Source organism: Gluconacetobacter sacchari, from assembly GCF_014174255.1.
Lineage (GTDB): Bacteria > Pseudomonadota > Alphaproteobacteria > Acetobacterales > Acetobacteraceae > Gluconacetobacter > Gluconacetobacter sacchari.
In genome coordinates this window covers 68,197-93,418 of sequence record NZ_JABEQJ010000016.1, presented here as the reverse complement: position 1 = coordinate 93,418, position 25,222 = coordinate 68,197, and the positions used below count along the sequence as shown (strand labels likewise).

Annotated in this window: 23 protein-coding genes; 7 read left to right on the top strand and 16 right to left on the bottom strand. The window is 66.2% G+C overall.

The genetic code is table 11. The features are described from left to right. Window positions 1–628: 628 nt before the first annotated feature. Both HLH48_RS13110 and HLH48_RS13105 read left to right on the top strand, forming a co-directional pair. The gene (locus HLH48_RS13110) at window positions 629–1,297 is read left to right on the top strand and encodes a hypothetical protein (protein ID WP_182997968.1); all 669 of its coding nucleotides are present in this window, start codon (window positions 629–631) and stop codon (window positions 1,295–1,297) included. A gap of 64 nt (window positions 1,298–1,361) precedes the next feature. Then, window positions 1,362–1,853 (top strand): hypothetical protein, encoded by a 492-nt coding sequence (locus tag HLH48_RS13105; RefSeq protein ID WP_246387306.1) that lies wholly within the window; start codon window positions 1,362–1,364, stop codon window positions 1,851–1,853. Here the strand turns inward: HLH48_RS13105 and HLH48_RS13100 are convergent. From HLH48_RS13100 to HLH48_RS13055, 10 genes are all read right to left on the bottom strand, one after another. Beyond that, window positions 1,825–3,591: an AMP-binding protein gene (locus HLH48_RS13100; RefSeq protein WP_182997967.1), complete on the bottom strand. Its 1,767-nt coding sequence runs from the start codon at window positions 3,589–3,591 to the stop codon at window positions 1,825–1,827. The two genes, HLH48_RS13105 and HLH48_RS13100, sit on opposite strands and share 29 nt — an antisense overlap. A 15-nt stretch (window positions 3,592–3,606) precedes the next feature. After that, a complete protein-coding gene (locus tag HLH48_RS13095; protein WP_182997966.1) occupies window positions 3,607–4,854 on the bottom strand; it encodes an MSMEG_0569 family flavin-dependent oxidoreductase in 1,248 nt (415 codons plus the stop codon). 22 nt (window positions 4,855–4,876) lie between these two features. After that, complete coding sequence (locus tag HLH48_RS13090; protein ID WP_182997965.1) at window positions 4,877–5,161, bottom strand: MSMEG_0570 family nitrogen starvation response protein; 285 nt, start codon at window positions 5,159–5,161, stop codon at window positions 4,877–4,879. Beyond that, window positions 5,154–6,323, bottom strand: a complete 1,170-nt coding sequence (locus HLH48_RS13085; RefSeq protein WP_182997964.1) for an MSMEG_0565 family glycosyltransferase — start codon at window positions 6,321–6,323, stop codon at window positions 5,154–5,156. The genes HLH48_RS13090 and HLH48_RS13085 overlap by 8 nt, the downstream gene beginning before the upstream one ends. After that, window positions 6,320–7,288: a sll0787 family AIR synthase-like protein gene (locus HLH48_RS13080; RefSeq protein WP_182997963.1), complete on the bottom strand. Its 969-nt coding sequence runs from the start codon at window positions 7,286–7,288 to the stop codon at window positions 6,320–6,322. Before HLH48_RS13080 ends, HLH48_RS13085 begins: the two co-directional genes overlap by 4 nt. Before the next feature lie 2 nt (window positions 7,289–7,290). Then, window positions 7,291–7,842 (bottom strand): MSMEG_0567/Sll0786 family nitrogen starvation N-acetyltransferase, encoded by a 552-nt coding sequence (locus HLH48_RS13075; protein ID WP_220795113.1) that lies wholly within the window; start codon window positions 7,840–7,842, stop codon window positions 7,291–7,293. 8 nt (window positions 7,843–7,850) lie between these two features. Further along, entirely contained in the window at window positions 7,851–8,957 is a 1,107-nt protein-coding gene (locus tag HLH48_RS13070; protein ID WP_182997961.1) for an MSMEG_0568 family radical SAM protein, read from the bottom strand. Beyond that, window positions 8,954–9,922: a Nit6803 family nitrilase gene (locus tag HLH48_RS13065; RefSeq protein WP_182997960.1), complete on the bottom strand. Its 969-nt coding sequence runs from the start codon at window positions 9,920–9,922 to the stop codon at window positions 8,954–8,956. Before HLH48_RS13065 ends, HLH48_RS13070 begins: the two co-directional genes overlap by 4 nt. Before the next feature lie 27 nt (window positions 9,923–9,949). Then, complete coding sequence (locus HLH48_RS13060) at window positions 9,950–10,432, bottom strand: MSMEG_0572/Sll0783 family nitrogen starvation response protein (protein WP_182997959.1); 483 nt, start codon at window positions 10,430–10,432, stop codon at window positions 9,950–9,952. A gap of 289 nt (window positions 10,433–10,721) precedes the next feature. After that, window positions 10,722–12,125, bottom strand: a complete 1,404-nt coding sequence (locus HLH48_RS13055) for an aminotransferase-like domain-containing protein (protein ID WP_182997958.1) — start codon at window positions 12,123–12,125, stop codon at window positions 10,722–10,724. Window positions 12,126–12,308: 183 nt separating this feature from the next. On the opposite strand from HLH48_RS13055, the gene mtnK reads away from it, so the two are divergent. Beyond that, window positions 12,309–13,547, top strand: coding sequence for an S-methyl-5-thioribose kinase (gene mtnK, locus HLH48_RS13050; protein ID WP_182997957.1), 1,239 nt, complete (start codon window positions 12,309–12,311; stop codon window positions 13,545–13,547). Window positions 13,548–13,636: 89 nt separating this feature from the next. Continuing rightward, window positions 13,637–15,259: an ABC-F family ATP-binding cassette domain-containing protein gene (locus tag HLH48_RS13045; RefSeq protein WP_182997956.1), complete on the top strand. Its 1,623-nt coding sequence runs from the start codon at window positions 13,637–13,639 to the stop codon at window positions 15,257–15,259. A gap of 13 nt (window positions 15,260–15,272) precedes the next feature. Here HLH48_RS13045 and HLH48_RS13040 read toward each other — a convergent pair whose 3' ends face one another. Further along, entirely contained in the window at window positions 15,273–16,487 is a 1,215-nt protein-coding gene (locus HLH48_RS13040; protein ID WP_182997955.1) for an MFS transporter, read from the bottom strand. Between the two features lie 4 nt (window positions 16,488–16,491). Continuing rightward, window positions 16,492–16,887, bottom strand: coding sequence for a MoaF-related domain-containing protein (locus HLH48_RS23235; RefSeq protein WP_182997954.1), 396 nt, complete (start codon window positions 16,885–16,887; stop codon window positions 16,492–16,494). 220 nt (window positions 16,888–17,107) lie between these two features. Between HLH48_RS23235 and HLH48_RS13030 the strand changes: the two genes are divergently transcribed. Then, complete coding sequence (locus HLH48_RS13030; RefSeq protein ID WP_182997953.1) at window positions 17,108–18,004, top strand: peptidylprolyl isomerase; 897 nt, start codon at window positions 17,108–17,110, stop codon at window positions 18,002–18,004. A gap of 127 nt (window positions 18,005–18,131) precedes the next feature. On the opposite strand, the gene HLH48_RS13025 is transcribed toward HLH48_RS13030, so the two are convergent. The 3 genes from HLH48_RS13025 to gluQRS all read right to left on the bottom strand — a co-directional run bounded on the left by HLH48_RS13025 (window position 18,132) and on the right by gluQRS (window position 21,590). Continuing rightward, window positions 18,132–19,346 carry a pyridoxal phosphate-dependent aminotransferase gene (locus HLH48_RS13025; protein WP_182997952.1) on the bottom strand — a complete coding sequence of 405 codons (1,215 nt, stop codon included), beginning with the start codon at window positions 19,344–19,346 and terminating at the stop codon, window positions 18,132–18,134. Window positions 19,347–19,356: 10 nt separating this feature from the next. Then, window positions 19,357–20,559: a pyridoxal phosphate-dependent aminotransferase gene (locus HLH48_RS13020; RefSeq protein ID WP_182997951.1), complete on the bottom strand. Its 1,203-nt coding sequence runs from the start codon at window positions 20,557–20,559 to the stop codon at window positions 19,357–19,359. A 107-nt stretch (window positions 20,560–20,666) separates the two neighbouring features. Then, entirely contained in the window at window positions 20,667–21,590 is a 924-nt protein-coding gene (gene gluQRS, locus HLH48_RS13015; protein ID WP_182997950.1) for a tRNA glutamyl-Q(34) synthetase GluQRS, read from the bottom strand. A 177-nt stretch (window positions 21,591–21,767) separates the two neighbouring features. On the opposite strand from gluQRS, the gene HLH48_RS13010 reads away from it, so the two are divergent. Continuing rightward, window positions 21,768–22,337, top strand: coding sequence for an HNH endonuclease (locus HLH48_RS13010; protein WP_182949383.1), 570 nt, complete (start codon window positions 21,768–21,770; stop codon window positions 22,335–22,337). Between the two features lie 19 nt (window positions 22,338–22,356). Here HLH48_RS13010 and HLH48_RS13005 read toward each other — a convergent pair whose 3' ends face one another. Beyond that, on the bottom strand, window positions 22,357–24,252 hold the full coding sequence (locus tag HLH48_RS13005) for a HAMP domain-containing methyl-accepting chemotaxis protein (RefSeq protein ID WP_220795111.1): 1,896 nt from the start codon (window positions 24,250–24,252) through the stop codon (window positions 22,357–22,359). 197 nt (window positions 24,253–24,449) lie between these two features. On the opposite strand from HLH48_RS13005, the gene HLH48_RS13000 reads away from it, so the two are divergent. Next, complete coding sequence (locus HLH48_RS13000) at window positions 24,450–25,217, top strand: glucose 1-dehydrogenase (RefSeq protein ID WP_182997948.1); 768 nt, start codon at window positions 24,450–24,452, stop codon at window positions 25,215–25,217. The last annotated feature ends 5 nt before the right edge of the window (window positions 25,218–25,222 follow it).

Sequence of the window (25,222 nt, the reverse complement as noted above, 5' to 3'; positions counted from 1 at the left end):
TAAACGTGATCTCGCTCATCTTGTTCACTCCAGAACGCAGGACAGAGAAAAACCAACCGGTCTCGCCGCTCGCCGTTCGGAAATCCCAATAAAGATATCATGCCAGTTCATGTTCGATATCCCCTTAAAAAATAACATTGAGTATTTTGATAAAAATCACAGAAAATACCAACAAAAATAGAAAGGATATTTTCTAAATTTGCAAAATAAACTCCAAAAAACTCATATTGTTTGCAGAATTACCATAGAAAATAACGAAATTTTCAAATATTTACGGCAATTTAATTCTTAGTATGTCTCCAACATGAACTTTCCCCCATGTGCATCGATTGATGACGATGCACCGAAAGAACTTGCGAACAGCACAGTGTTGCATCTTCTTTGGGAAAGCGAGTATAGGGAACTTATTGGATTAAATGCTCTTATCCATGATGCGCCTGGCATTCACCGGTTCCAGACCGGCTGCCTGCCTGAAACCGGCATCCGGTCACTTCGGCGCGGCGCAACAGCAAGAACGGTTCCCGTCCCGTCCGGAATGAAATGAACAACAACACAGAAAAACCGCCCCGCCATCGGTATAATTTCAAATTTTTCCCACGATTTGCATCTCCTTTTTGAGAGACGTCCCATGTCCGCATCCTATAATGATTCCCTCCCTTTTTCCGACAACACGGAACAGGCCGACATCGACAATCGCGACGAGGTCAACGAACAGTCATTGCGCCTCGCTCTGTCGCGTCTGGGTTCGAAACAATCCGCTCCGGCCGCGCCCGCCGCATCGACGCTACGCGCCAATGCCCGCCCCTTCGATACGGCGCAACGGCGGCGGAAATTCGTCCAGGACGGCGATGTCCGGGTCGAACATCAGGCATTGAACCGCCCGACCACCCGCGCGATGCATGCACCGCATGATGATGGCGGCGAAATCGAGCGCCTGCGCCAGCAGATGCGCCTGTTGCAGAAGCAGCGTGACGACGCCGACCGCGCCTGCCAGGACGCCCAGGCCAGCCTGCGCTCCCTGGAAACCCGTATCGGCCATGCCGATATCGTCCTGGCCGAAGCGCAAGCCGAACTGGCCAGCCGCGACGAGGACATCATGGCTCTGAAATCGAGCCTGTCCGCGGCCCGCGCTGAAATCGCGCGCCTGAAGGAAGATCTTTCCGCATCAAACGCACGCCCCGCCACGCCCGCGCCGGCAAAGCCTGCGATTCTCCGCCCCCGTCGCGCGCCGGCACCCGCTCCCGAGACGATCGAGGATGAACCCGAGCCCGTGAAATGGTGGATCAAGAGGAAATAAGGGTTTTTCTCCGATCGATTCGGCCGTCCCACGGGGATCGGCGCGCCGGAACGTGATCCGACACATGCGCCCCTCCGCCCGTCTTTCCCTGCTGCGCGACCGATTGGCGATCATCATCGTCGTCGCCAGCATGGGCGGGGCCGCCGCGCTCCTGATGATGGCCCCTCTGGTCAACGGGCTTTTCCTGCTGCTGCGCGATATTTTCGGCGTCCTGTTCCTGCCGTTCTCCTTCCTGTTCGGCATGGCCGGACAGACGGACCACGCGCAGGTCATGGGCCATATCGCGGGCGGAATGGAGACAGGCCAGCTTTACCATCCCCTGCGGATGATGGCGGCGGCACTCGCCAGTACCGCCAGCGCCGTCCTGTTCGTCCTGTCGCGCGGCACCGGCGGCCGCGCCATGCTGGCCGCATCCGTGGCCGGCGGCCTTCTGGCCCTGTGGCTGGGGGGCATCGCAACCGGACTTATCCTGATCCCTGGCCTGACGATCGAAATCCTCTATCTGCTCTACCCACCGCCGTGCGCCGTCAGGCCGCCGCCAGCGCCCGGCGCATGATCTTGCCCGATCGCGTCGTCGGAAGCTGCCTGACGAACAGAACCTCCTTCAGTCCCACCCACCGTCCCATGGCCTGCCCGACCCGCGCGACAATCTCGTCGGCCCATGCCACCTGCGCCGGCCACGCGGCGGGCACGACATAGGCAACCGGCCTCTGCCCCCGCAACGGGTCGGCGACCGCCACGACGGCGCAGACATGAACCTGACCGTGGCCGGCAATGATTTTTTCAATCTGCACGCCGGAAACCCGCCGCCCCGCCACCTTGATGACGTCGTCGGATCGTCCCAGCATATGCACCGCCCGATCCTCGGTGATCAGACCTTCATCGAAGGTACGGTACCAGGCCCCGCTTTCATCCAGATAGGGAGCGGGCGGCCGCAACGCACCCTCTTTCCAGACCCCGGCAAGACAGCCGGGCGGCAACGGAAGCGCCAGCAGGATTTCGCCGCTCCGTCCCCCCGCCACCGACGGGCGGACGATGGGCGCAAAGCCGGGGCCCGGCCTGCCGATCTCGTTCATGAGCGCCGGAGACGCGGCTTCGGCTAGCCCGAGGAAATGCGCGGTAATGCTCCACCCGGTCTCGGTCTGCCACCAGTGATTCACCACCGGACGGCGAAAGGACGACCGCGCCCAGTCCAGCAGGGCCGGATCGGCATATTCTCCGGCCACGAAGACCCGCCGCAACGACGGCAGGCCGGACAGGACTGCCCCACCCTGGCGCATCAGCCGCAATTGCGTCGGCGTGGTGAACAGGCACCTGACAGCATGCGCCGCGCACAATTCCCGTATCACGGAAGCGGAAGGACAGCCCTCGACGATGACGCTGGTGCCGCCATTCAGCAAAGGCGCATACAGGCCATAGGAATGCCCGACCACCCAGCCGAGATCCGAGGTGGTGAAGAAACAATCGCCGGCCCCGCAGCCATAGATCAGTTCCATGGACAGGGCCAGCGCCACCGCATGGCCGCCATTATCGCGGACGATGCCCTTGGGCGCGCCCGTGGTCCCGGACGTATGGAGAATATAAAGCGGGTCCTCCGCCCTTACCGGCACGGACGGCACGGGCGGATACCCTTCCAACGCATGAAAATCATGGTCGCGACGCGGATCGATCCGCATCGGACAGGACGCACGCTGCACGATGACGCAGGCATCCGGAACATGCGCGGCCCCGGCCAGCGCCGCCTCCAATGCCGCCTGCGCCGGCACCGCCGTCCGCCCCTGAAAACTGCAACTGGCAGCGACGAGAATTTTCGGGGTGACGTCATCGATCCGACGCGCCAGTTCCGCCGCCGCATAGCCGGCGAAGACGACGACATGCACCGCGCCGATCCGCGCGCAGGCCAGCATGGCGATCGCGGTCTCCACCATGCAGGGCGCCGCGATCAGAACCCGGTCCCCCTTGCCGACGCCCAGCGCGCGCAGGCCGCCCGCAAATCCCGCCACCCGGCGCTGAAGCGCCGCATAGGACAGCATATGCCTCTCCCGCGTCGCGCAGGAATGCCAGATCAGGGCGGTCTGCTCCCCCCGCCCGGCCGCGACATGCCGGTCCACGGCATTGTAACAGCTATTGAGCGTTCCGCCGGCAAACCAGTCATGCCACCCATCCGGCCGTGACCGGCAGGCGGCGACCGGCGCCTGCGCCCAGTCGATGCGCCGCGCGGCCTCCAGCCAGAACCCTTCGGGGTCGCGCGCGGCGGCCCGGCACATGGCATCGTATGTCTTCCACGGCAGCATGGCGCCACTCTCCGCTCAGGCGATGGGGATCTCTTTTCCGGTGATGCGGCCGGCCAGCCACGCGGCATCGCGCGAGATGCCGGAAAAGCGGCCCGACCCCCAGGTGTGCAGCCAGGGCAGGCCGAGAAAGTAGAAGCCGGGCATATCGGTCACGCCCCGATCCCACACCGGCCTGTTGGCGCCGTTGAAGACCGGCACATCGATCCAGCGATAATCCGGACGGAACCCGATGCACCAGAGAATCGCGGTGATCCCGGCCGCTTTCAGATCGAGCGGCGCATTCTCGCGACCGGGTTCCCACACCGGCACGTAAGCGGCCTCGACCGGCGCCTGAATCCCCGCCCGCGCGATATGGGCGTCGATCGATGCCTTGATATCGGCATTGGTCCGGTCGGCGTCGTCGAGATTTTCAGCCAGGTCGGGCCGGAAGACCGCAACCTCGTCGCGGATGGTCTCCAGCGTGCCGTGCAGGCCGACACCTTCCCGCGCGAATTGCCGCAGATCGAGATCATGCCCGCCGTCGCGGCCCGTGACATAATGGTTGGTCTTGTCGCGAGCGCCATCCCGCAGCGGGTGCCTGTCGACCGTCAGGTCATAGAATTTCATGTCGGCCAGCCAGTCCACGATATCCCGCCCGCGATAGAAGCGCGAAACGCGCGGCGCGGAGCCGACACAGAGATGCACCTTGCGCCCGTCCAGATGCAGGTCCTCGACGATCTGCGCACCGGACTGCCCGCTGCCCACCACCAGCACCGCCCCGTCGGGAAGCTGCGTCGCGTTCCGATAATCCTGCGAGTGAATCTGAACGATCGCCGGATCGATCGCACCGGCATAACCGGGAATCACGGCATCATGATAGGCGCCGGAGGCGATGACGACGTGCTGCGCGTGCCAGATCTCGTCATGGGCGACCACGCGATACCCACCCTCTTCATGGCGCGTGACCGATGTCACACGCGTCCACTCGCGCAGGGGCGGCGCGAAGGATTCACGAAATGCCTTTACGTAATCGATGATCTCGCTCTTTACCATGAAGCCGTGCGGATCATCCCCCGCATACGGATGCCCCGGCAAGCGGCACTGCCAGTTCGGGGTGACGAGGCAGAAATTGTCCCAGCGCTCGTCGTCCCAGGAATGGCAGGCCGTCCCGGCTTCCAGCACCACATGCGCGACCGCCTCGCGGCAGAGATACCAGCTCAGGGAAAGCCCGGCCTGCCCACCGCCCACGATGACGACGGGAATGGTTTTTTCGTTCTGTGACATGATCATTGTCCATAAGAGAATGTCAGTGAAAGGACAGGACGCGGACCCGCGAATCCTCCGGGGCGGCGAAACGTCCGCACGTCTCGCGCAGGCTCCGCAACTGGCCGAGCGCACGGCTGCACGGAAATCCGTACCGGGCCCGTACCCGCGCACTGGCCTCCGTCAGCGCCGTCTCCGCCCTGGCAAGAAAATCCGCGAGCGAATAATCCATGTCGGGCTGAAGATGATCGCGGATGACCAGGGACGGCGAGTAACAGTCGCTTTCCGTCCCGTCGGGCCATCGGACGCGAAAGATCATTTCAGGCATGGGCTGACTCCTCCTGAAGCACACCGGATCGGGGCAACGCCGCCAGGCGCAGATAGGCGGGAATGTGCCGGGCGGCCACGCCATGCCAGCAGAAGCGGCGTGCGACGGCGGGGCCGATGGCCCCGAACCGCGCGCGGCTGCCGGGGCTCAACGCATCCTGTAGGGCGTGGGCAATGGTGTCGGGCCGATGCGGCACGCACCACAGCGCCTCCTCGCCGCGCAGATGCTCGCTGAAGGGCGCAGCATCCGGCACGATGATCGGCGTGCCGCAGGCCAGCGCCTCGATCGGGCAAAGGCCGAATCCCTCGCTCCGCGACGGATAGGCCAGAACGGAAGCCTGACGGTACAAGGCCGGCATGTCGATATCCGCCACCGGCCCCGTCACGGTCACGGCGTCCGACCGGCCGCTTGCCGCCAGACGTTCCATGAAAGCCGCGCGATATTCGGCATGGTCCAGCAGCGACGCGCCCCCGGCGATGACGAGATGCACATCCGGGCGCATCGCACGCAGACGCAGAAAGGCATCCAGCAACCCCAGCGTGTTCTTGCGCCGCTCGATCCCGCCCACCGACAGAATCAGGTGTCGATCCGGCGGCAGCCCATGGCATGCCCGCAACGCGCGATCCCGCACCCCCGCCTCCGGCGAGAACCGCTGCGGATCGACCCCGTTGCCGACGACCGGCGCCGCACGGCCCCATTCCGAGCGCAGGATGTTTTCCCAAAGCGCACTGACGGTGAACAGTTCGGTCGCGGCCCGCAGGCCCCGCGCCTGACGGTCCGCCAGGCCGGGATGGGAAAAACGGTCGAGATGATGAACCGTACGCGCGAAGCCGGCAATCCGCCCCTCCCCCACCAGGTCCGCCAACGCATTCGCGGTGATCGGGTCCTGCGCGTGCAGCACGTCATACCGCGCGCCGCGCAATGCGTCGCGAACGGCGGCGACGTGGCACTCGACCCGCGCGGGCAGATCGCGCACATCCGGCACCGGAACGCACCGGACAGCACAACGCGGCGCACGAAAGAAGCCCTCCCCGCCTGCATCGGGCGCGATCAGGGTCGCGTCATGCCCGGCGTCGCACAGCGCCTCGGCCAGCGCCATGCCATGCACCACCCCGCCGCGCGGGTTGGTCGAATGCGTGAGGATAGCAATCGAAAGCCTCATGGCGTGCAACCGATCAAAGGCTCCCGCGCCAGATCCCAGAACGTCTCGCGCGCCCCGTCGCGCACGACATCCAGCCTCCGCGACCCGTCGCACGCCCCGATGATGGCGGCCGCAATGCCCCGCGCCAGAAAGCGGGCAATGATCGCGTCCGCATCCGCCGGATCCGCCGTCAGAAGATAGCCATAGCTGGGAAAGGCGCCGAGCCAGCGTTCCATCGGCGCCCCACCGGGCCGGGGAATCGCCTCCAGATCGATCGTGATCCCGATCCGCGAACATTCCGCCAGCATCAACGCGGTACCGAGGATCCCGGCCATGCTGATATCCTTGGCCGCACGGCTCAGCCCCGCTTCCGCGATCGCCGGCAACACCTCAAGGCCGGCCCGCAAGCGCCCGATATCCCCGCGCGCCCCCAGCCCCGAACTGGCATCCCAGAACGGATGCGGATCATGCCATTGTCCACGCAGATCGATGGCGGCGAGCAGTACCTCGCCCGGCCGGGCATCGAAACTGGTCAGCAGGCGCCGGGCCCGCCCGAGAATGGCGACCGACAGCGAACAATGCATGCTGCCGAGATTGGTATGCCCCCCGACAACCGGAATGCCATAGGCCCGCGCGCCATCACGCAGCCCATGCAGGACGGGGGCGGCACTCTCGGCCCGCTCGCCCCACAGCGTATCGACCACCGCGATCGGACGCCCTCCCATGGCGGCGACATCGCTGGCGTTGACCATGACGCCGCAATACCCGGCAAACCAGGGCATGGCACGCACGAACGCGTCCTGAAATCCCTCACTGGCGAACAGAAGATAGCCATCCCCATCGGGAATCGCCGCGCAATCGTCGCCCAGCGCAATGGCATCCCCGGCCTGATAGCCCAGGGCCGCCACCGTGCCGGCGATGTCGCGTTTGGCGGACAGCGCGCGGCTGTCGCGCACGCCACGCAGCATCTCGGCAAGGGCGCGCATCCTCACGCGCTCCGCCGCAAGGCAAGCTGGGGGCGCAACAGCCATGTCTGCGCCCGCCCATGCGCCGGATAGCGGGACAGATCGGCTTCCATCTCGTGATGCGGCAGGCCGTGCAGGGTGACGGTACCCAGGCTTGTCCAGTGCAGGCGCCGAAAGAACGGCGCATTTTGCGCCTGCACCTGTGCCAGAAATCGCCGTGCCCCCAGCCCATGCGCGGTACAGACCGCCATGCGGATCAGTTCCGCGCCGAGCCGCCCCAGCTTCCGATGATCCGCATGCACCGCCAGCCGCGAACCGCGCCAGAGCCCGGGTTCGGCCTCATGAATGCGCACGGCCCCGACAATGCGGTCCGGCATCCCGGCCACGCAGCAGGACGCGATGATGGGCATCGCATGCGCGTCGACGACATCGCGGTCGTCATCCTGAAAAACCCCCTGCTCCCGACAGAAGACTGCGCGCCGGAGCGCATAATGGCCCGCCCGCTCCCATTTCGAGCGCGCAAGACGCACGATATATTCTGTCGGGATGAACGGGCGGTCGTCGATATCATCCATGGCCGGCCTCACCGCTCGTACGCCGAAAGAGACGAACAGGCGCCGCAGCGGCCGCAGCCCGCGCGGATATCGGTCGATTTCATGTTCGCCTCGCGCAGCATCCCGCCCAGAGGGGCGAGAATCGATTTCATGAAATCAGGCGACGGCGGCGCGTGATTTTCCAGGGGCGTCCCCGAAATCGGCACGAACGGCACCACGAACGGATAGACCCCCAGCGCAATCAGCCGCCGGGCAAGCGCCAGGATCTCGTCGGCCGTATCCCCCAGCCCGGCAAGCAGATAGGTATTGACCTGCCCACGCCCGAAAACCGGCACCGCGCTGGCAAAGGCCGCCAGATAGCGTTCGACGCTGACGGTCGCCTTGCCCGGCATGATCCGTTCCCGCACCGCCTGGGTCGCGGCTTCCAGATGCATGCCCAGACTGTCCGCGCCCGCGTCGCGCAGCCGCCCGAACCAGGCATGATCGCGCGGCGGCTCGCATTGCACCTGAAGCGGCAGATCGACCGCGTCCCTGATCGCGCGGGCCGATTCCGCCAGCACGGCGGCGCCGCGATCGACGATATTGGGCGTGCCGGTCGTCAGCACCATGTCGCGCACATGGTCCAGTTCCACCGCCGCTTTCGCGACCTCGGCCAACTGCGCGGGCGTCTTGTAGGCAATGGTGCGACCGGCATCCAGCGACTGGCCGATGGCGCAGAACTGGCAGGACGTCCGCCGCTCGGCATAGCGGATGCAGGTCTGATGCACGGTGGTCGCCAGCGTATCGCGCCCGTGCAGCAGCGCGATCTTCCAGTACGGAATGCCCTCCGCCGTCGCCAGCCCGTAAAAGCGCGGCGGCGCGGGAAAACGGATCCGGCCCAGCGCCTGCCCGTCGCGCACCAGCAGGCTGCTACCGTCGGCGGACGGCACGCTGGCCTGGAAAGGCGAGCGCCGCGCATCGGCGGTATGGACCGGCACCATCACCGTCTGTCCGGCAATGGTGACCGCCTTGTGATCCGACGGGCCCGCGCCCCCCTTGCGGGTCACACCGCCCTGCTCGCCGATCTGCAACCCGAGGGATTGCAGGTCCGTGATCAATTGCCGTCCGGCGACGGTGCCGATGGTCGGAACATTCATGACGGCGCCTCCCCCTCATCGCGTTCCACACCCACGGCATAATCCTGCACGGTGCGCGCCGGACGACGGTCGATCAGCAGACTGAGCAGTTCCGGCCGCGCATAATGACCCACCGAATCCATCATCCGCTTGCGTTTGGTCATCAGCGCGAAATCCAGGTCGGCGATCACCATCCCCTCGCCCTCGGTCAGCGGCGTGCCGAGCAGCTTGCCTTCCGGCGAGACGATCGCGGTAAAACAGCCACCCCGCAGCGGGCCTTCCAGGGCCGGGTCACCGGCAATCCGGCCGATCTGCTCGTCGGTCAGCCAGCCGGTGGCGTTGACGACGAAACAGCCCGATTCCAGCGCATGATGCCGGATCGTGACCTCCATTTGGTCGGCAAAGATCTGCCCGACCAGCGAGCCCGGAAACTGGGCGCAATGGATCTCCTCATGCTGGGTCATCAGCGCGTAGCGGGCCAGCGGATTGTAATGTTCCCAGCAGGCCAGCGCCCCGATCCGGCCCGCCGCGCTGTCCACCACCTTCAGCCCCGCGCCGTCGCCCTGCCCCCAGATCATGCGCTCATGATAGGTCGGGGTGATCTTGCGGCGCCTGAGCAGGATCTCGCCCGTGGCATCGAAGACGATCTGCGTGTTGTACAGCGTGCCATGATCGCGTTCGTTGACGCCCAGCACGACCACCATCCCGGTCTCGCGCGCCGTCTCGGCCACCATGCCGGTCACCGGGCCGGGAACGGCGACCGCGCGTTCATACAGTGCCAGATGCTCCGCCCCAAGGCGAAAAGCCGGCTGGATGAATGAGAAATACGGATAATAAGGCACGAAGGTTTCAGGAAAGACCGCCAGCTTCACGCCGCGTTCCGCGGCGTTGCGAATGGCCTGGCAGACTTTCCGCGCGGTTCCCGATCCATCATCGCCCAGAACGGGCGAAAGCTGGATGGCCGCGGCACGAACGATGCGTGACATGCCGATGGTCCTCCCCGCGATCGGCCGTCAGAGCGTCCAGGTATCCAGGATGAAGGCATTGTCCCGGCGATGCAGCAGCAGCAGGTCCAGCACATCCTGCGGATTGATCGGCGTGATGCCCGGAATCAGCGACGGCTCGCCATGGCCGTACAGCGCCTGAAGCGCGAACCGGCAGGCATAGACCTTGCCGCCCTCTTCGATGATTTTCGCGATCTGCCTGTTGCAGTTCATATGGCCCGGAAAGGCCTCGTCCCCCAGGCGTGGAAAGCCGCGCTGAACGCCCAGCGTCACGCCCGGCCCATAAAGCAGCACGGAGGTTTCAAACCCTTTCCGGATCAGCCGTGTCGCCTGGAGAAGATTGACGAACCCGATCGAACCTTCGAACGCAACGGTATGAAACGTGACCAGCGCCTTCTCGCCCGGATCGGCTTTGACATCCTCGAAAACCTTGTTTTCATAATCGACGAAGATATCGCCATCCTTATGAGGGGCGTGTTCGACTTTCGGCATGATGGATCTCCTGTCTGGATCACTATCCGGCGGCGAGAGGCAAGCCGCCCTGACGGGAGATGTCGTGGCACGGGATCGGACGCGAGGTAAAATTTTGTATGCGCCACCCCTCCATTACAATGAAGACAATGGTGGCGAGGCGCCGGATAACGACGACTCCAATCCCATACAATACAAGATTAGAATGGGTACAATAGAGGCCTCACCCGACAACCCATTGTTATCAATAATTTTAAATATCACGCATTCGTGAACACAGCGCATCTTTATCTCGGGACGCGCGATCCGTTCAGACGATATCGGCGAATCCCGGCGAACGCTTATGCTGAAGCACCGAGAGGACCCCACGCAGGGACTCTTCCAGCCTCGCGGCATCCGGGGCGCTGCCCAGCGCGATCCGCGCCCGCTGCGGTGGCTCGCCGCTGATCGTGAACACTGTGCTGGGCACCAGTGCCAGCCCCCGGCGACGGGCATAGGCCACGAAATCCGCGCTGCCCCACCAGTCCGGCAATTTCAGCCAGACATGCGGGCCATCGGGATGCATGCAGTGTCCTTCCCCCAAGATCCGACGCGCGACGGACTGGCGCAGGCGCAGCTCTTTGCGGATCGCGTTCAGGATCCGGTCCGCCTCGCCCGTCTGCATCCAGCGCGCGGTCAGCGCGCTGAGCAGCCCCGCATTGGTCAGCGCAATCGCCCGGATCGCGGCGGCGACCCGGCGCGTCATGTCCGCGCCCGGCAGCGCGACATAGGCGGTGCGCAGGCCCGGGCTGAGCGTCTTGGCCAGGGTGGCGACGTACAACACGCGCCCATGATCCAGCGCCGCCAGCGCGGGCGGCGGATTGTCCATCAGCAGGCTGTAGGGATCGTCTTCCACCACATGCAGATGATGCAACTGGGCAACGGCCAGGATATCCCGCCGCCGTTGCGGCGACATGGTCGCCGTGGTCGGGTTGTGAATGGTGGGAATGCAGTAGAGCAGGCGCGGATGATGCTGCGCGCAGACCCGGTCGAGCTGGTCGGGCATCATCCCCTCGGCATCGCTGTCCACGCCCGCCAGGATCAGGCCGAACTGCGCGGCGATGGTGCGAATGCCCGGATAGGCGATCCGGTCCGTCACGATCACGTCGCCGGGCTGGGTCAGCGTGGTGACGATGGCCGCGAGCGCGCTCTGCGCCCCCGGCGCCACCAGCACTTCATCCACCCGGCGCGGCCCGACCGCCGGCGCGATCCATTTCGCCCCGAGCTGGCGTTCCTCCATCGTGCCGCCGGTCACCCGGTAGGACATCAGGCTGCTCAGATCCTGCTGTTTCAGCAGGGCCGCGATATCCGCCTGGATCATCTTCTGCAATGGCGGGTCCTGCGGCACCGGCGGCAGGTTCATGGTCAGGTCGATCACCGCCGGCCCGGTCTGCCGCCAGTGGCTTTCCCCCGCGCCGACGCGAATGAACGTCCCCCGCCCCACCGTGGCGTCGATCAGTCCCCGCCGCCGCGCTTCGGTAAAGGCGCGGGTCACGGTCGTCAGGTTGGTGCCCAGATAGTCCGCGATCGTCCGCTGCGGCGGCAGCCGATCCCCCTCCCGCAGATCGCCCCTGCGAATCGACAGCGCCAGCGCATCGACCAGCGTGAGGTAAATCGCCCCCGCATTGCGATCGACCTGTTCTTTCCAGTGCGCGAGATAGGATCGGTTCGACATCGGGCGGAAGACCTTTCTCCGGCGACGGCCGGGATTCGTGTCTCCATACAATACCGCCCAATCATCCGCGACATTGTATGGTTTCTTCCACCGAAAGACCCGCGCCTCATCCTCGCGCGGCGCCCCGCCCGGCATGCTATGCTCCTCCGAACCACCGACGCCCCGGTTACGAGACACGACACCATGATCCGACCCGCCTACCGCACCCTCGATCCAGCCGGCATCCGCGCGTTTCTCGCCGCCCAGCCCGCCCTTGCGGAGCGCCTGGGCGGCAGCAGGGCGGACTGGCGGGTGCGCGAGGTCAGCGACGGCAACCTCAACAACGTCTTCCTGATCGACGGCCCGGCCGGCGGCGTCTGCTTCAAGCAGTCCCTGCCCCATGTCCGGGTCGATCCCGACTGGAAGATGCCGCTGGACCGCACGACGTTCGAGGCCGCCTATCTGCGCGCCGTCCGCCCGCATGTCAGCGACCTGACGACGGAACTCCTGCATTTCGACCCCGACCTGTTCGCCCTGGTGGTCGAAAGCCTGGACGGTCACGTAGTGCTGCGCCACGGCCTGATGCAGGGCGGCGACTGGCCCGAGGCCGCCGCCGCCATCGGCCGCTTCGTCGCCCGCGCAACCTTCCCCACCTCGCCGCTGGCCCTCCCCTTCGAGCAGGCATCGGCCCTGCTGGCCCCCTTCGCCCGCAACCATACGCTCACCCGCATCACCGTCGATCTGGTGCTGACCGACCCGTATCACGCCCATCCGCGCAATCACTGGCTCAGTCCGGAACTGGACGCCACCGTGGCCGACCTGCGGGCCGATCCGGCGGTGCGCCGGCGGGCGGGGCACATGCAGGCCCGCTTCCTCACCTGCCGGCAGGCCCTGCTGCATGGCGACCTGCATACCGGCTCGATCATGGTGGCGGCGCACGATACCCGCGTCATCGACGGCGAATTCGCCCTCCCCGGCCCGATCGGCTTCGATTGCGGACTATTCGTCGGCAACCTGCTGATGCACCTGTTCGCCACCCCCACGCCCGAGGGTCGCACCCGCGCCCTGCGCGACATCGCACAATTCTGGACGCATTTCCGGCGGGACTTCATCACCTTGTGGACCGACGCCGTCACGCGGGGCCGATCCGGCGACGCCTACGCCGCCCCCCTTTTCCGCGACGACCCCGCATCGCTGCGGCAGGTGCAGGACCAGTTCCTCGCCGACATCGAAGCCGACACGATCGCCTTCGCCGCGCTGGAGATCATCCGCCGCCTCACCGGCTACGCCCACGTCGCCGATTTCGATGCACTTCCTGACCGCACGGTCCGCGCGGCAAGACAGCAAGCCGTCCTGCGCCTGGCCCGCGACCTGCTGGCTGACCCCACGCACATACCCACGATCGCGGCGCTCAGCGCGCTTGCCGCCGCACGGGTGGCCTGAGCGCGGCCTCTTGCCGGCGGTTTACGGGGCGCAAGGGCTGCGCGATAAGGGCCCTCCCGCTCCGCCCCCCTTCCGGCATCTGAGGCCCCATGATCCGTCTCGACTCCATCAGCAAGCATAACGGCCATCGCGTCATCTTCATCGAGGCCACGGCGGCGCTGCAAAAAGGCGAGAAGATCGGGCTGGTCGGGCCGAACGGCGCGGGCAAGACGACGCTGTTCCGCCTGATCACCGGCCAGGAAGACCCCGATGAAGGCCAGATCCTGACCGATCGCGGCGTCACGATCGGTTTCTTCAACCAGGATGTGGGCGAGATGGCCGGAAACAGCGCGGTCGCCGAGGTCATGAACGGCGCCGGCCCGGTCGCCGGGATCGGCGCGGAACTGGCCGAACTGGAAAAGGCGATGGCCGACCCGGAACGGTTCGACGAACTGGACACCATCCTCGAGCGGTTCGGCGAGGTCCAGGCCAGGTTCGAAGAACTGGGCGGCTACGCACTCGAAGGCCGCGCGCGGGAAGTGCTGCACGGCCTGGGCTTCAGCCAGGAGATGATGGACGGCGATGTCGGCCGCCTGTCCGGCGGATGGAAGATGCGCGTGGCCCTGGCCCGCATCCTGCTGATGAAGCCGGACGTGATGCTGCTCGACGAGCCGAGCAACCATCTCGACCTGGAAAGCCTGATCTGGCTGGAACAATTCCTGGCCGGCTATGACGGCGCCCTGCTGATGACCTCGCACGACCGCGCCTTCATGAACCGCATCATCAACAAGGTGATCGAGATCGATGGCGGCACGCTGACCAGTTTCTCGGGCGACTACGAATTCTACGAGCAGCAGCGCGCGATGAACGAAAAGCAGCAGCAGGCGCAGTTCGACCGCCAGCAGGCGATGCTGGCCAAGGAAGTCGCCTTCATCGAACGCTTCAAGGCCCGCGCCTCCCACGCCGCGCAGGTGCAGAGCCGGGTCAAGAAACTGGACAAGATCGACCGCGTCGAGCCGCCGAAGCGTCGCCAGACCCTCTCCTTCACCTTCCCGCGGGCTCCGCGATCGGGCGACGCGGTCGCCACCCTGCGCGGCGTGGACAAGAGCTATGGCAGCAGAACGATCTATCGCGACCTGGATCTGCTGATCCGCCGGCAGGAACGCTGCTGCGTGCTCGGCGTCAACGGCGCGGGCAAATCGACATTGCTGAAACTGGTGACGGGCACCGCCGAGCCCGATGCCGGCACGGTCACCCTCGGCGGCAGCGTCAGGATGGGCTATTTCGCCCAGCACGCCATGGACCTGCTGGACGGCGATCGCACGATCTTCCAGACCCTGAACGACGCCTTCCCCCTGGCCGCCCAGGGATCATTGCGGGCGCTGGCGGGCGGTTTCGGCTTCTCCGGCGACGATATCGACAAGACGTGCCGCGTCCTCTCCGGCGGCGAAAAGGCGCGCCTGGTGATGGCGCTGATGCTGTACGATCCGCCGAATTTCCTGGTGCTGGACGAACCGACCAACCATCTCGACATCGCGACGAAGGAAATGCTCATCGCCGCGCTCGCGGATTATGACGGCACGATGCTGTTCGTCTCGCACGACCGGCATTTCCTGGCCGCGCTCTCGAACCGGGTCCTGGAACTGACGCCCGACGGGCTTCATCGCTATGACGGCGGCTATACCGACTATGTGGCCCGGACGGGCCGCGAAGCACCAGGGCTGCATGCCTGAATCCGCATGCGCGTCACGATCGCCGCGCCGCCGTCAGCGAAACCGGCTTTTCATGGCCATACGCGATTTCCAGCGCGAAGAGCGCCAGGTCCGCGCCACACAGCACGACGGCGGCGATCACGAATCCCCACCATCCCCATGCGCTGTAGAGCGCGGCCCCTCCGGAAGATCCCGCCGCCCCGCAGAGAAACACCGCCGTCATATACGCCGCGTTCAGCCGCCCCCGCGCCCGGTCGTTGAGGCCATAGACCACCCTCTGGCTGACGATATGGTTGGTCTGGACACCCGCATCGAGCATCAGCGCCATCGCCGCGAGCGATACGAGCCACCCCGCGCCGGCGGCCCAGCCTGAAATCAGCGACGCCACGCCGATGATGCCCATCGCGCCGCATGTCGCCGCCCGTGTATAGCCGGCATCGGCCAGTCGCCCCGCCAGCGGCGCCGCGAGGGCTCCCCCGGCCCCCGCCAGCGCGAAGAGGGCGATCCCGCCCTGCCCCAGCCCGAAACGGGCATGCAGCATCAGCGGGATCGCCGTCCAGAACATGTTGAACACCGCGAAGAGAATCCCGTGATAGGCGATGCGTCGGCGCAACGGCGCGTATTCGACCAGCAGATGCCCGATGAACCACAGAAGCGACCGATAGCGTATCCGCTGCGCCGGCACATAACGCGGCAGCACGCGCCACAACACGCCGCCGACAAGTGCCATCATGACCGCCGAAACCCAGAAGACTGCACGCCACCCCAGGGCTGCCGCCACGGCATTGGCCAGGGGCCGGGCCAACATGATGCCCGAGATCAGGCCGCCCATGATATTGCCGATGACGCGGCCGCGCAGTTCGGGCGCCACGAAATGCGTGGCCAGCGGCAACAGGATCTGCGACCCCACGGCGCACAGCCCGACCGCGACCGAACACAGCATGAAGGCCGGGGCGGACGGGCTGAGCGCCGCGCCGGCCAGGCTGGCGACCAGGCCCGCGACCGTCATCAGGACCAGCCGCCGGTTCTCCGAGCGATCGGACAGCGGCACGATCAGAAACAGCCCCGCGCCATACCCAAGCTGGGTCAGCGTCACCACGATCCCGGCCCAGGCGGGCGCGATCGCCAGGTCCCGCGTGATCGGCCCGATCAGGGCCTGGGCGTAATAGATATTGGCCACCGTCATGCCGCAGACGGCGGCAAAAATGCCCGTCAGCGCCGGCGACAGCCGAAATGTATCCTGTGTCACGCCATCATTCGACCGGTTGCAAGGTGCCGTGGAGACGGTGGAATACCATGTCCGGGGTGGTGAAGAATACCTCCGAACGGCCGGAGGCGAAATCGTCGTAGTGAATGGCCGTCGAGCGGTCGGGCTCGGTAAAATCGATGAGATAGGCGTCCGGACCGGTCCTGATCCATTCAAACGGCACGGTCGCGTGCCCGCCCTTGTGAAGCCCGTCGACGACGCGGAAGGAAACGTGCGTGCCGTCCTTCTCATACGTCATGATCGCGGTCAGGACACCGTAGCTGACCTTTACGCGCTGGCCGGCATGCGGGAAATGCCCGGTTTCCGCACGCGCGCCGGATGACGGGGGTACGGCGCCCGCCAGCACCAGCGCGAACAGCGCGGAGCGATATGTCGTGCTCATTGCGACGCTCCTCCGGAAAGCGATGCCTCGGCGACACGCCGCGCACGATCCGTCATCGACGATCTGGACGGCATGACTCCTAACCGGCCGAAACACTTCCGGCATATCGCTATAGTGTCGCGTGACACTTTTCTCTCCCCCGAGGGCGCACCGTTCGCACCGCGCGATCATTCCGCTTTCGCCTTGCCGGAGCCCTCGTATCGCGGGCAAGATCTCCACCATGCGCCGTATCCTGCCGATCCTCGCCCTGCTCCTGCCGAACGCGGCGTCCGCGGCACCCGGTCCCCATCTCAGTCCCGCCGATATCGTGGCGCATGCGCCCGACACCGCCTGGGCCGACGTGCCGGCGGACCGGCTCCTGGTCATGACGCTGGCCGACGGCAGGCAAGTCGCGATCGAACTCGCACCGCAATTCGCGCCGGTCCATGTCGGCAATATCGTGCATCTGGCGCGCGCGCATCGGTGGGCTGGCGGGGCGATCATCCGCGTGCAGGACAATTACGTCGTGCAATGGGCCCCGCGCGACGAAAAGGCGCAGCCGCCTGCCGGCTTCGTCGCCCACCCGCCGGCCGAATATGATCGCGCGCGCCAGGGAATCTCCTTTCATCCGCTCGGCTTTACCGATCCCTATGCCCCGGCGGCCGGGTTCGCCACAAGCTGGCCGGTAGCGGCGGAGGGCGAGCGAGCGTGGCTGCCACAATGCTACGGCATGGTCGGCGTCGGGCGCGACATGCCGCCCGATACCGGCGACGGGCGGGAACTCTATGTGGTCAACGGCGAGGCGCCGCGCCAGCTCGACCGCAATCTCGCCGTCGTGGGTCGCGTCCTGACAGGCATGGAAACCCTCGGCGCGCTGCCGCGCGGGACGGCCGCCCTGGGATTTTATGCCGACAAGGCCCAAAATGTCGCAATCCGCGACATCGCGCTCGCCGCCGACCTGCCCCCCGCGCAACAGCCGCATCTCCAGGTCATGCGCACCGACAGCCCGACATTCTCGGCCTATCTGGACGCACGGGCCAACCGCACCGACCCGTTCTTCGTCCGCCCGGCCCACGGCGTCGCGCTGTGCAACGTTCCGGTGCCCGTGCGCCCGAAACGACAGGGGGCCGCCAGATAATCACGGCACCATCCGTCGCCGGCGCACCGCGCGGATATTCGAACAAAGCCTCCCGAAATTTTTTCAGAAGGTTCCGACCGCTCACCGTCGTTCTTTTCTGAAAAAACCCGTGACGCAACCCGGGCCGTTACCGCAACCCGTCCACGAACTCGGCAATCCGCGCGCAGGCGTCGCGCAGCACGTCGTCGCCGGTCGCGCATGACAGCCGCAGATAAGGCCCCAGCCCGAAGGCGCTGCCATGGACACAGGCCACATGCTGTTCGTCCAGCAGGGCGCGGGCGAACGCCTCATCGGTCCGCACCGGCTGGCCACCCCGGCTGGTCCGCCCCAGACAACCGGCAATACCCGGATAGGCATAGAACGCTCCCCGCGGCATGGCGCAGGTCACGCCCGGAATGGCGCGCAGGGCCTCGACCACCATCGTGCGACGCCGCGCATAGGTATCGCGCATTTCCACGATCAGCGAGGCCGGCCCATCCAGCGCGGCGGCGACGGCGGCCTGCGCAATCGAACAGACGCCCGAGGTCGCGTTACCCTGGATCCGCGTCATCATGCGGATCAACCGTTCCGGTCCGCCAGCATAGCCGACGCGCCAGCCCGTCATGGCATAGGATTTCGATACCCCGTTCACCGTCAGGATGCGCGATGCCAGATCCGGCGCCACGGCGGCCAGGGCATGATGGCGCGCGCCGTCGAAGACCAGATGCTCATAGATCTCATCGGACAGGATCCAGGCCCGCGGATAACGGCGCAGCACCTCGGCAATGGCTTCCAGGTCCGCCAGCCCCATGACCGCGCCGGTCGGGTTGCTGGGAAAGTTCAGCACCACCCAGCGCGTGCGCGGCGACAGGGCGGCCGCGAGCGCCGGCGCGGTCAGGCGAAACCCGTCTTCCTCGCGACATTCGGCAATCACCGGCACCCCGCCGAACAGCCGCGCCGCCAGCGGGTAGCTGACCCAGTACGGCGCCGGGATCACCACCTCGTCGCCGGCATCGATGGTCGCCATGAAGGCGTTGAAGATCACCTGCTTGCCGCCGTTGGAAACCATGATCTCCGACAGCGCGTATTCCAGCCCGTTCTCCCGCGCGAATTTGCGCGCGATCGCGGATTTCAGCGCCGGCGTGCCATCGACGGGCGGATATTTCGTCTGCCCGTCCAGCGCGGCCCGATGCGCGGCCTCGATCACCGCGCGCGGGGTCGCGAAATCCGGCTCCCCCAGCGCCAGCGACAGCACCTCATGCCCTTCGGCCCGCAGCGCCCGCGCACGCACCGCCATGGCGATGGTCGCGGGCGATTCCAGCCGGCCGGTACGGGTGGCGAAGCCGGGCTCCTCCGAGGTCATGGCCCGCGCCTCAGCGCAGGCCGGCGCAGAAGCGCTGAATGCGGGCACAGGCCTCGCGCAGGCTCTCGGTGTCCGTGGCATAGGAAATGCGAACATGGCCGGCGAACATGAAGGCCGCGCCATGCACCGCCGCCACGCCCTCTTCCTCCAGCAGCGCGGTGACGAAATCCTCGTCATTGCCGATCGCGCGCCCGCCGGCGCTCACCTTGCCCAGACACCCCTCGACCGACGGGAAGACATAGAACGCCCCCTCCGGCCGGTGGCAGCTCAGCCCCTTGGCCTGGTTGAGCATCCCCACCACGAGGTCGCGCCGCTCCTGATAGGCGCGCACCATCTCGGCGATAAAATCCTGCGGGCCCGAGACCGCCTCCAGCGCCGCCGCCTGGCTGATCGAACTGGTGCTCGATGTCGACTGGCTCTGCAACTTGTTCATCGCCCTGGTCAGCACCGCCGGCGCGCCCGAAAAGCCGATGCGCCAGCCGGTCATGGCATAGGCTTTCGAAACACCGTTCATCGTCACGGTGCGGTCGCGCAGCTTCGGCTCCACCTGCACGACGGTCGCGGGCACGAAGCCGTCATAGACCAGCTTGTCATAGATATCGTCGGTGAAGATCCACACGTCCGGATGGCGCAGCAACACGTCGCAGATCGGCCGCAGATCCTCGGCGGAATAGGCCGCCCCCGTCGGGTTGCACGGCGAGTTCAGGAAGAACCACTTGGTCCGGGGCGTGATCGCGGCCTCCAGGTCTCCGGCACGCAGCTTGAAGCCGGTTTCCGCCGGGCACGGCACGATCACCGGCACCCCGTCGGCCAGCGCCACGATATCGGGGTATGACACCCAGCACGGTGCGGGGATGATCGCCTCGTCCCCCGGATTCAAGGTGGCGACCATGGCGTTGTAGATCACCTGCTTGCCGCCGGTGGAGACGATGATCTCGTCGGCCGTGTAGTCCAGCCCGGAATCGACGCGAAAGCGCTCGGCCACGGCCCGGCGCAGCGCCGGCGTGCCGGCCACGTCGGTATATTTGGTCTGGCCCTCCGCGATCGCGCGAATGGCGGCGTCCTTGATGTTCTGCGGGGTGTCGAAATCGGGCTCGCCCGCCGACAGGCTGATGATATCCTGCCCGGCAGCCTTCAAGGCACGCGCCTTGGTCGAAATGGCGATGGTCTGGCTGGGGCTGACCTTGTTCAGACGGGCGGCGATAAGATCCATGACACCAAGTCCACAGTAACGGGGAAACGCGCCGCACCACGGTCGGCCCGACGCGGCCGCCACCGTAATGCGAAGCGCGGGCCAAGGAAACCGCCGATCGTCATCGGTCAGGCCGGCAGGGGCGCTTTTCCCGTCGCCGCGTCGCGCACGGCCCGCGCGTCATATCCCGCCGCGCGCAGCGCGCGCAGCGACCGCGCCCCGTCGCGCTTGGCCAGCCGGCGCCCCTGGTCGTCCAGCAGCAGCGGATGGTGGAAATAATCCGGGGCGGGCCAGCCCATCAGCACCTGCAACAGGCGATGCACCGCCGTCGCGGGCCGCAGGTCCGCGCCCCGCGTCACCAGGCCGACCCCCTGCCGCGCATCGTCATGCGTTACGCAGAGATGATAGGAAGCCGGGCAATCCTTGCGCGCCAGCACGACATCGCCGAACGGCGCGACCGGCGCCGACACCCTCCGCCGCCCGCTCCCGGCCTCCCATTCCCGCCAGGTCATGATATCGCCGCCCACCTCGCCCGTCGCCCGCGCCATGTCCAGCCGCAGCACATGCGGCGCACCTCCGGCAATCCGTTCGGCCCGCGCCTCCGCCGACAGGGCGCGGCAGGTACCGCCATAGGCCAGCGTGCCGTCCGGGGCATGATGGGGGGCATGCGCGGCCTCGGCGGCCTCGCGCCTGATATCGGCCCGGGTGCAGAAGCAGGGATAAAGCAGCCCGCGCCCCGCCAGCGCGTCCAGCACGGCGCGATATTCCGCCATATGGTCGGACTGGCGGCGCACCGGCCCATCCGGCACGATGCCCAGCCAGGCCAGGTCCTCGCGGATCGCATCGTCATAGTCCGTCCGGCACCGGCCGGGGTCGATATCCTCGATCCGCAGCAGAAAGCGCCCGCCCGAATCCTCCGCCGCCTGCCACGCCGCCAGTGCGGCGGCGGCATGTCCCAGATGCAGATACCCGGTCGGACTGGGCGCGAAGCGCGTCACCCACCCCCGCGCGGTGTCCGGATTTCCACTCTGAAAACAGCAGGATGCCATCATGCCGCCGCGCCTCCCCGCGCACCGCCATACCACGGAACCGATACCGGCGCTCCGCCCTCCCTTGCGGAAACGCGGAATATTTGCGATATAGATTGAAGGTTCTCAACGGCGCATATCATTGGGCGTTCGCATTTTGAGTAACGACGCCGGATGATGGTGTGGCGGCATCGCGAAAGGATGCGCCCCTTGCTTGCTGGCAGTCCACATTACCCGGCCCTGGTCCTGAACGCCGATTTCAGGCCGCTTTCCTATTTTCCGCTCTCGCTCTGGTCGTGGCAGGACGCCATCAAGGCAGTGTTTCTCGACCGGGTCTCGGTCCTCAGCGAATATGACGAGGAAGTACGCTCCCCCAGCCGGTCGCTGCGACTACCCAGCGTCATCGCGCTGAAGGATTATATCCAGACCGCCCGCCGCCCCGCCTTCACCCGCTTCAACGTCTTCCTGCGCGACAATTTTTCCTGCCAATATTGCCTGGACCGCCTGCCGACCCACGATCTGACGTTCGACCACGTCATTCCCCGTTGCAAGGGCGGCCGCACCACCTGGGAAAATGTCGTCACCGCCTGTAGCCCCTGCAACCTGATGAAGGGCTCGCGGATGCCACATGAACTCCACATGTATCCGCGCCGCACACCCGCCCAGCCCTCGACCTGGGAATTGCAGGAAAACGGGCGCTCCTTCCCGCCGAATTACCTGCATGAAAGCTGGCGGGACTATCTGTACTGGGATAGCGAACTGGATACCTGACCCGCCGCCAGGCGCGGCCTCAGCCCGACAGCAGGGCCACGTCGTCGCGCCGGGCGGCCTTCGCCGCCTTCGGCAGGCGGAAGGTTTCCACCAGCCCGTCGAGCCTGCGCCCCTCGGCCGCCAGCCGCCTGGATGTCTCGTTGAACGTCTCGGCGACGATGGTGTTCTGCTGCGTCGTCCGATCCAGCGAACCCACGGCGGCATTGACCTCCGACAGGCTGGCCGACTGTTCCTTGGCCGCCACCGCGATGGCGTCCAGATGCTGCCCCATCTCGCCGATGAAATCGGCGATCGTGCGCAGCGTCCCGCTGCACTCCGTAACCCGGTTCGATCCCTCCTTCACGTCGGCCGCGGTCGCGCGGATCACGCCCCGCACATCCCGGGCGGCCTCGGCGCATTTCTGCGCGAGCGACCGCACTTCGCTGGCCACGACCGTGAACCCCCTGCCGGCCTCCCCGGCCCTGGCGGCCTCGACACTGGCGTTCAGCGCCAGGATATTGGTCTGGAAGGCGATGCTGTCGATCATGTCAACGATCACGGCGATCCTGCCCGACCCCCGTTCGATCCGGCTCATCGCCTCCTCGGTCTTCAGGGTGACGCTGCTGGAACTCGCGGCCGACTGCCGCGCCCGGTCACCGATCTGGCGGGCGAGTTCCGACCGTTCCGCCGTCTCCGCCACGCTCCTGGCAATCCCCGAAACGGCCGTATTCGTCTCCTCCAGCGCCGCGGCCTGATGTTCCGTCCGCCGCGCCAGGTCCTCGGCACCGGCCGCCAGTTCATGGGTGCCGTCGCGGATCACGCGCACGGCGCCGGACATCTGCCCGAACGCCGCGCCAAGCTGCGCCAGGGAGCGATTGAAATCGCCGCGCAGCGCCTCGAACGCCTCCGAGAACGGGGTGGTGATCTGAAAGGAGAGATCGCCGCCCGCCATCCGCTTCAACCCGTCCGCCAGGGCACTGGTGGCGTGGATCAACCATTGCCGGGCCTTGTCCTCGGCCTGCTCCTGGATGGCGAGGCGCTCGGTCTCGGCACGCCGGCGCTGGCTTTCGGCGTCGCGCTCCAGGTCCAGCTTCGCGATGGCGGCCATGCGGAAGATTTCAAGCGAGCGGGAAATCGCGCCGATCTCGTCCGACCGGCCGGCCATCGGAAACGTCAAGTCGGTCTCGCCGGCCGCCAGCCGGGTAATGGACGCATTGATCCGCTGAAGCGGCCGCAGGATATTGAACAGTACGACCAGGACAGCGGCCAGCATCACGACGAACAGCACGGCATATGCCGCGTAGACGCGCCGGATCGTGCTCTTGTAGGCCGCCACCGATTCGACGCCGTACGAGGCGGCATCCCTGATGCTGCCGTCCAGGAACGCGGTCAGGGTTTCCGAAACCGTCTCCTCGGCGCCGACCAGATCCTGGCTGGCACTGGCAACGGCACGGCTCCTGTCCTGGGAAACCGTCCAGTCCTTGAATGTATCGTCGTGAAGATCCTTGTACTGGTACCACTGTTCCTGAATATTGTGGAACAGGGCCTGCTCGTGGTCCGTCGTGATAAAAGGGACGTAGCGGTCGATCGCATGGGCGATCTTGTCCGCCGCCGCATCGCTTTCACCGGCAAGAGTCTTGAAATCGTCCTGCGACGATGCCGTCAGTTGCCTGATTTCGACGCCACGGAAATTCTGGATCTCGGCACGAAGGGTCGAAAGCGCCTTGATGCTCGCAAGCGACCGGCTGGTGATCTCCTCGACCCGCCCATTGACGTAGGTCAGGCCCCCGATCGAAAACGCGCCCGAAAAAACACAGGAAAGGGCGATAAAAAACAGAACGATACCCAACGACCCTTTGATGCCCAGCGATCGCACACCCCACCCTTTCGCGATGTCATGCGCCCGTCGGCCGACGCAATGAGAAACTCCCGCCATCCCCGAACGGAATGGCACGGGCAGCCGGGCGCGAACCCTACAATCGATCGGCCGATCATATTATGAATATTATATTTATTGTTCCGGCCGCCCGTCGCGTCCCCGCCCCCGGACCACGCCGGACTTGACCCAGATCATGGCCTCCAGCGGGCATCCTCGCCACGATCCCCGCTGTTTTCGATCGATGGAGTCCCGTCATGGCACGCGTTTCCGGCAAAGTCGCAATCGTCACCGGCGCATCGCTCGGCATCGGCAGGGCGACCGCCCTGCTGCTGGCCCGCGAGGGCGCGAAGGTCGCCGTCGCGGACCTGAAGGAGGACGAAGGCCGGGCCGTCGTCTCCGAAATCGAGGCCGCCGGAGGCGAGGCCCTGTTCGTCCCGCTGGATGTCAGCCGCGAGGACGACTGGACGAGGGCCATCGCCACGGTGCTGGCGCGATTCGGGCGCCTGGACATCGCGGTCAACAATGCGGGCATCGCCTGGTCGGGCACGGTGGAAACCACCAGCCTGGACGACTGGCGGCGCGTGCAGTCGATCAATCTCGACGGCGTGTTCCTGGGCACGAAGGCCGCCGTCGCCGCGATGAAGGACCATGGCGGGTCGATCATCAACCTGTCGTCGATCGAGGGGCTGGTCGGCGACCCGACCCTGGCGGCCTACAACGCCAGCAAGGGCGGCGTGCGGCTGTTCACCAAGTCGGCGGCCCTGCATTGCGCCCGGTCCGGCTATCGGATTCGCGTCAATTCGGTCCATCCCGGCTATATCTGGACCCCGATGGTCCAGGGCCTGACCGCCGAAACCCCGGACCAGGCCGCGTTCCGCGCGCGACTGGAGGCGCTGCATCCCGTCGGGCACCTGGGCGAGGCCAACGACATCGCCTTCGGCATCCTCTATCTGGCGTCGGACGAATCGAAATTCATGACCGGCAGCGAACTGGTCATCGATGGCGGTTACACCGCCCAATAAGCACC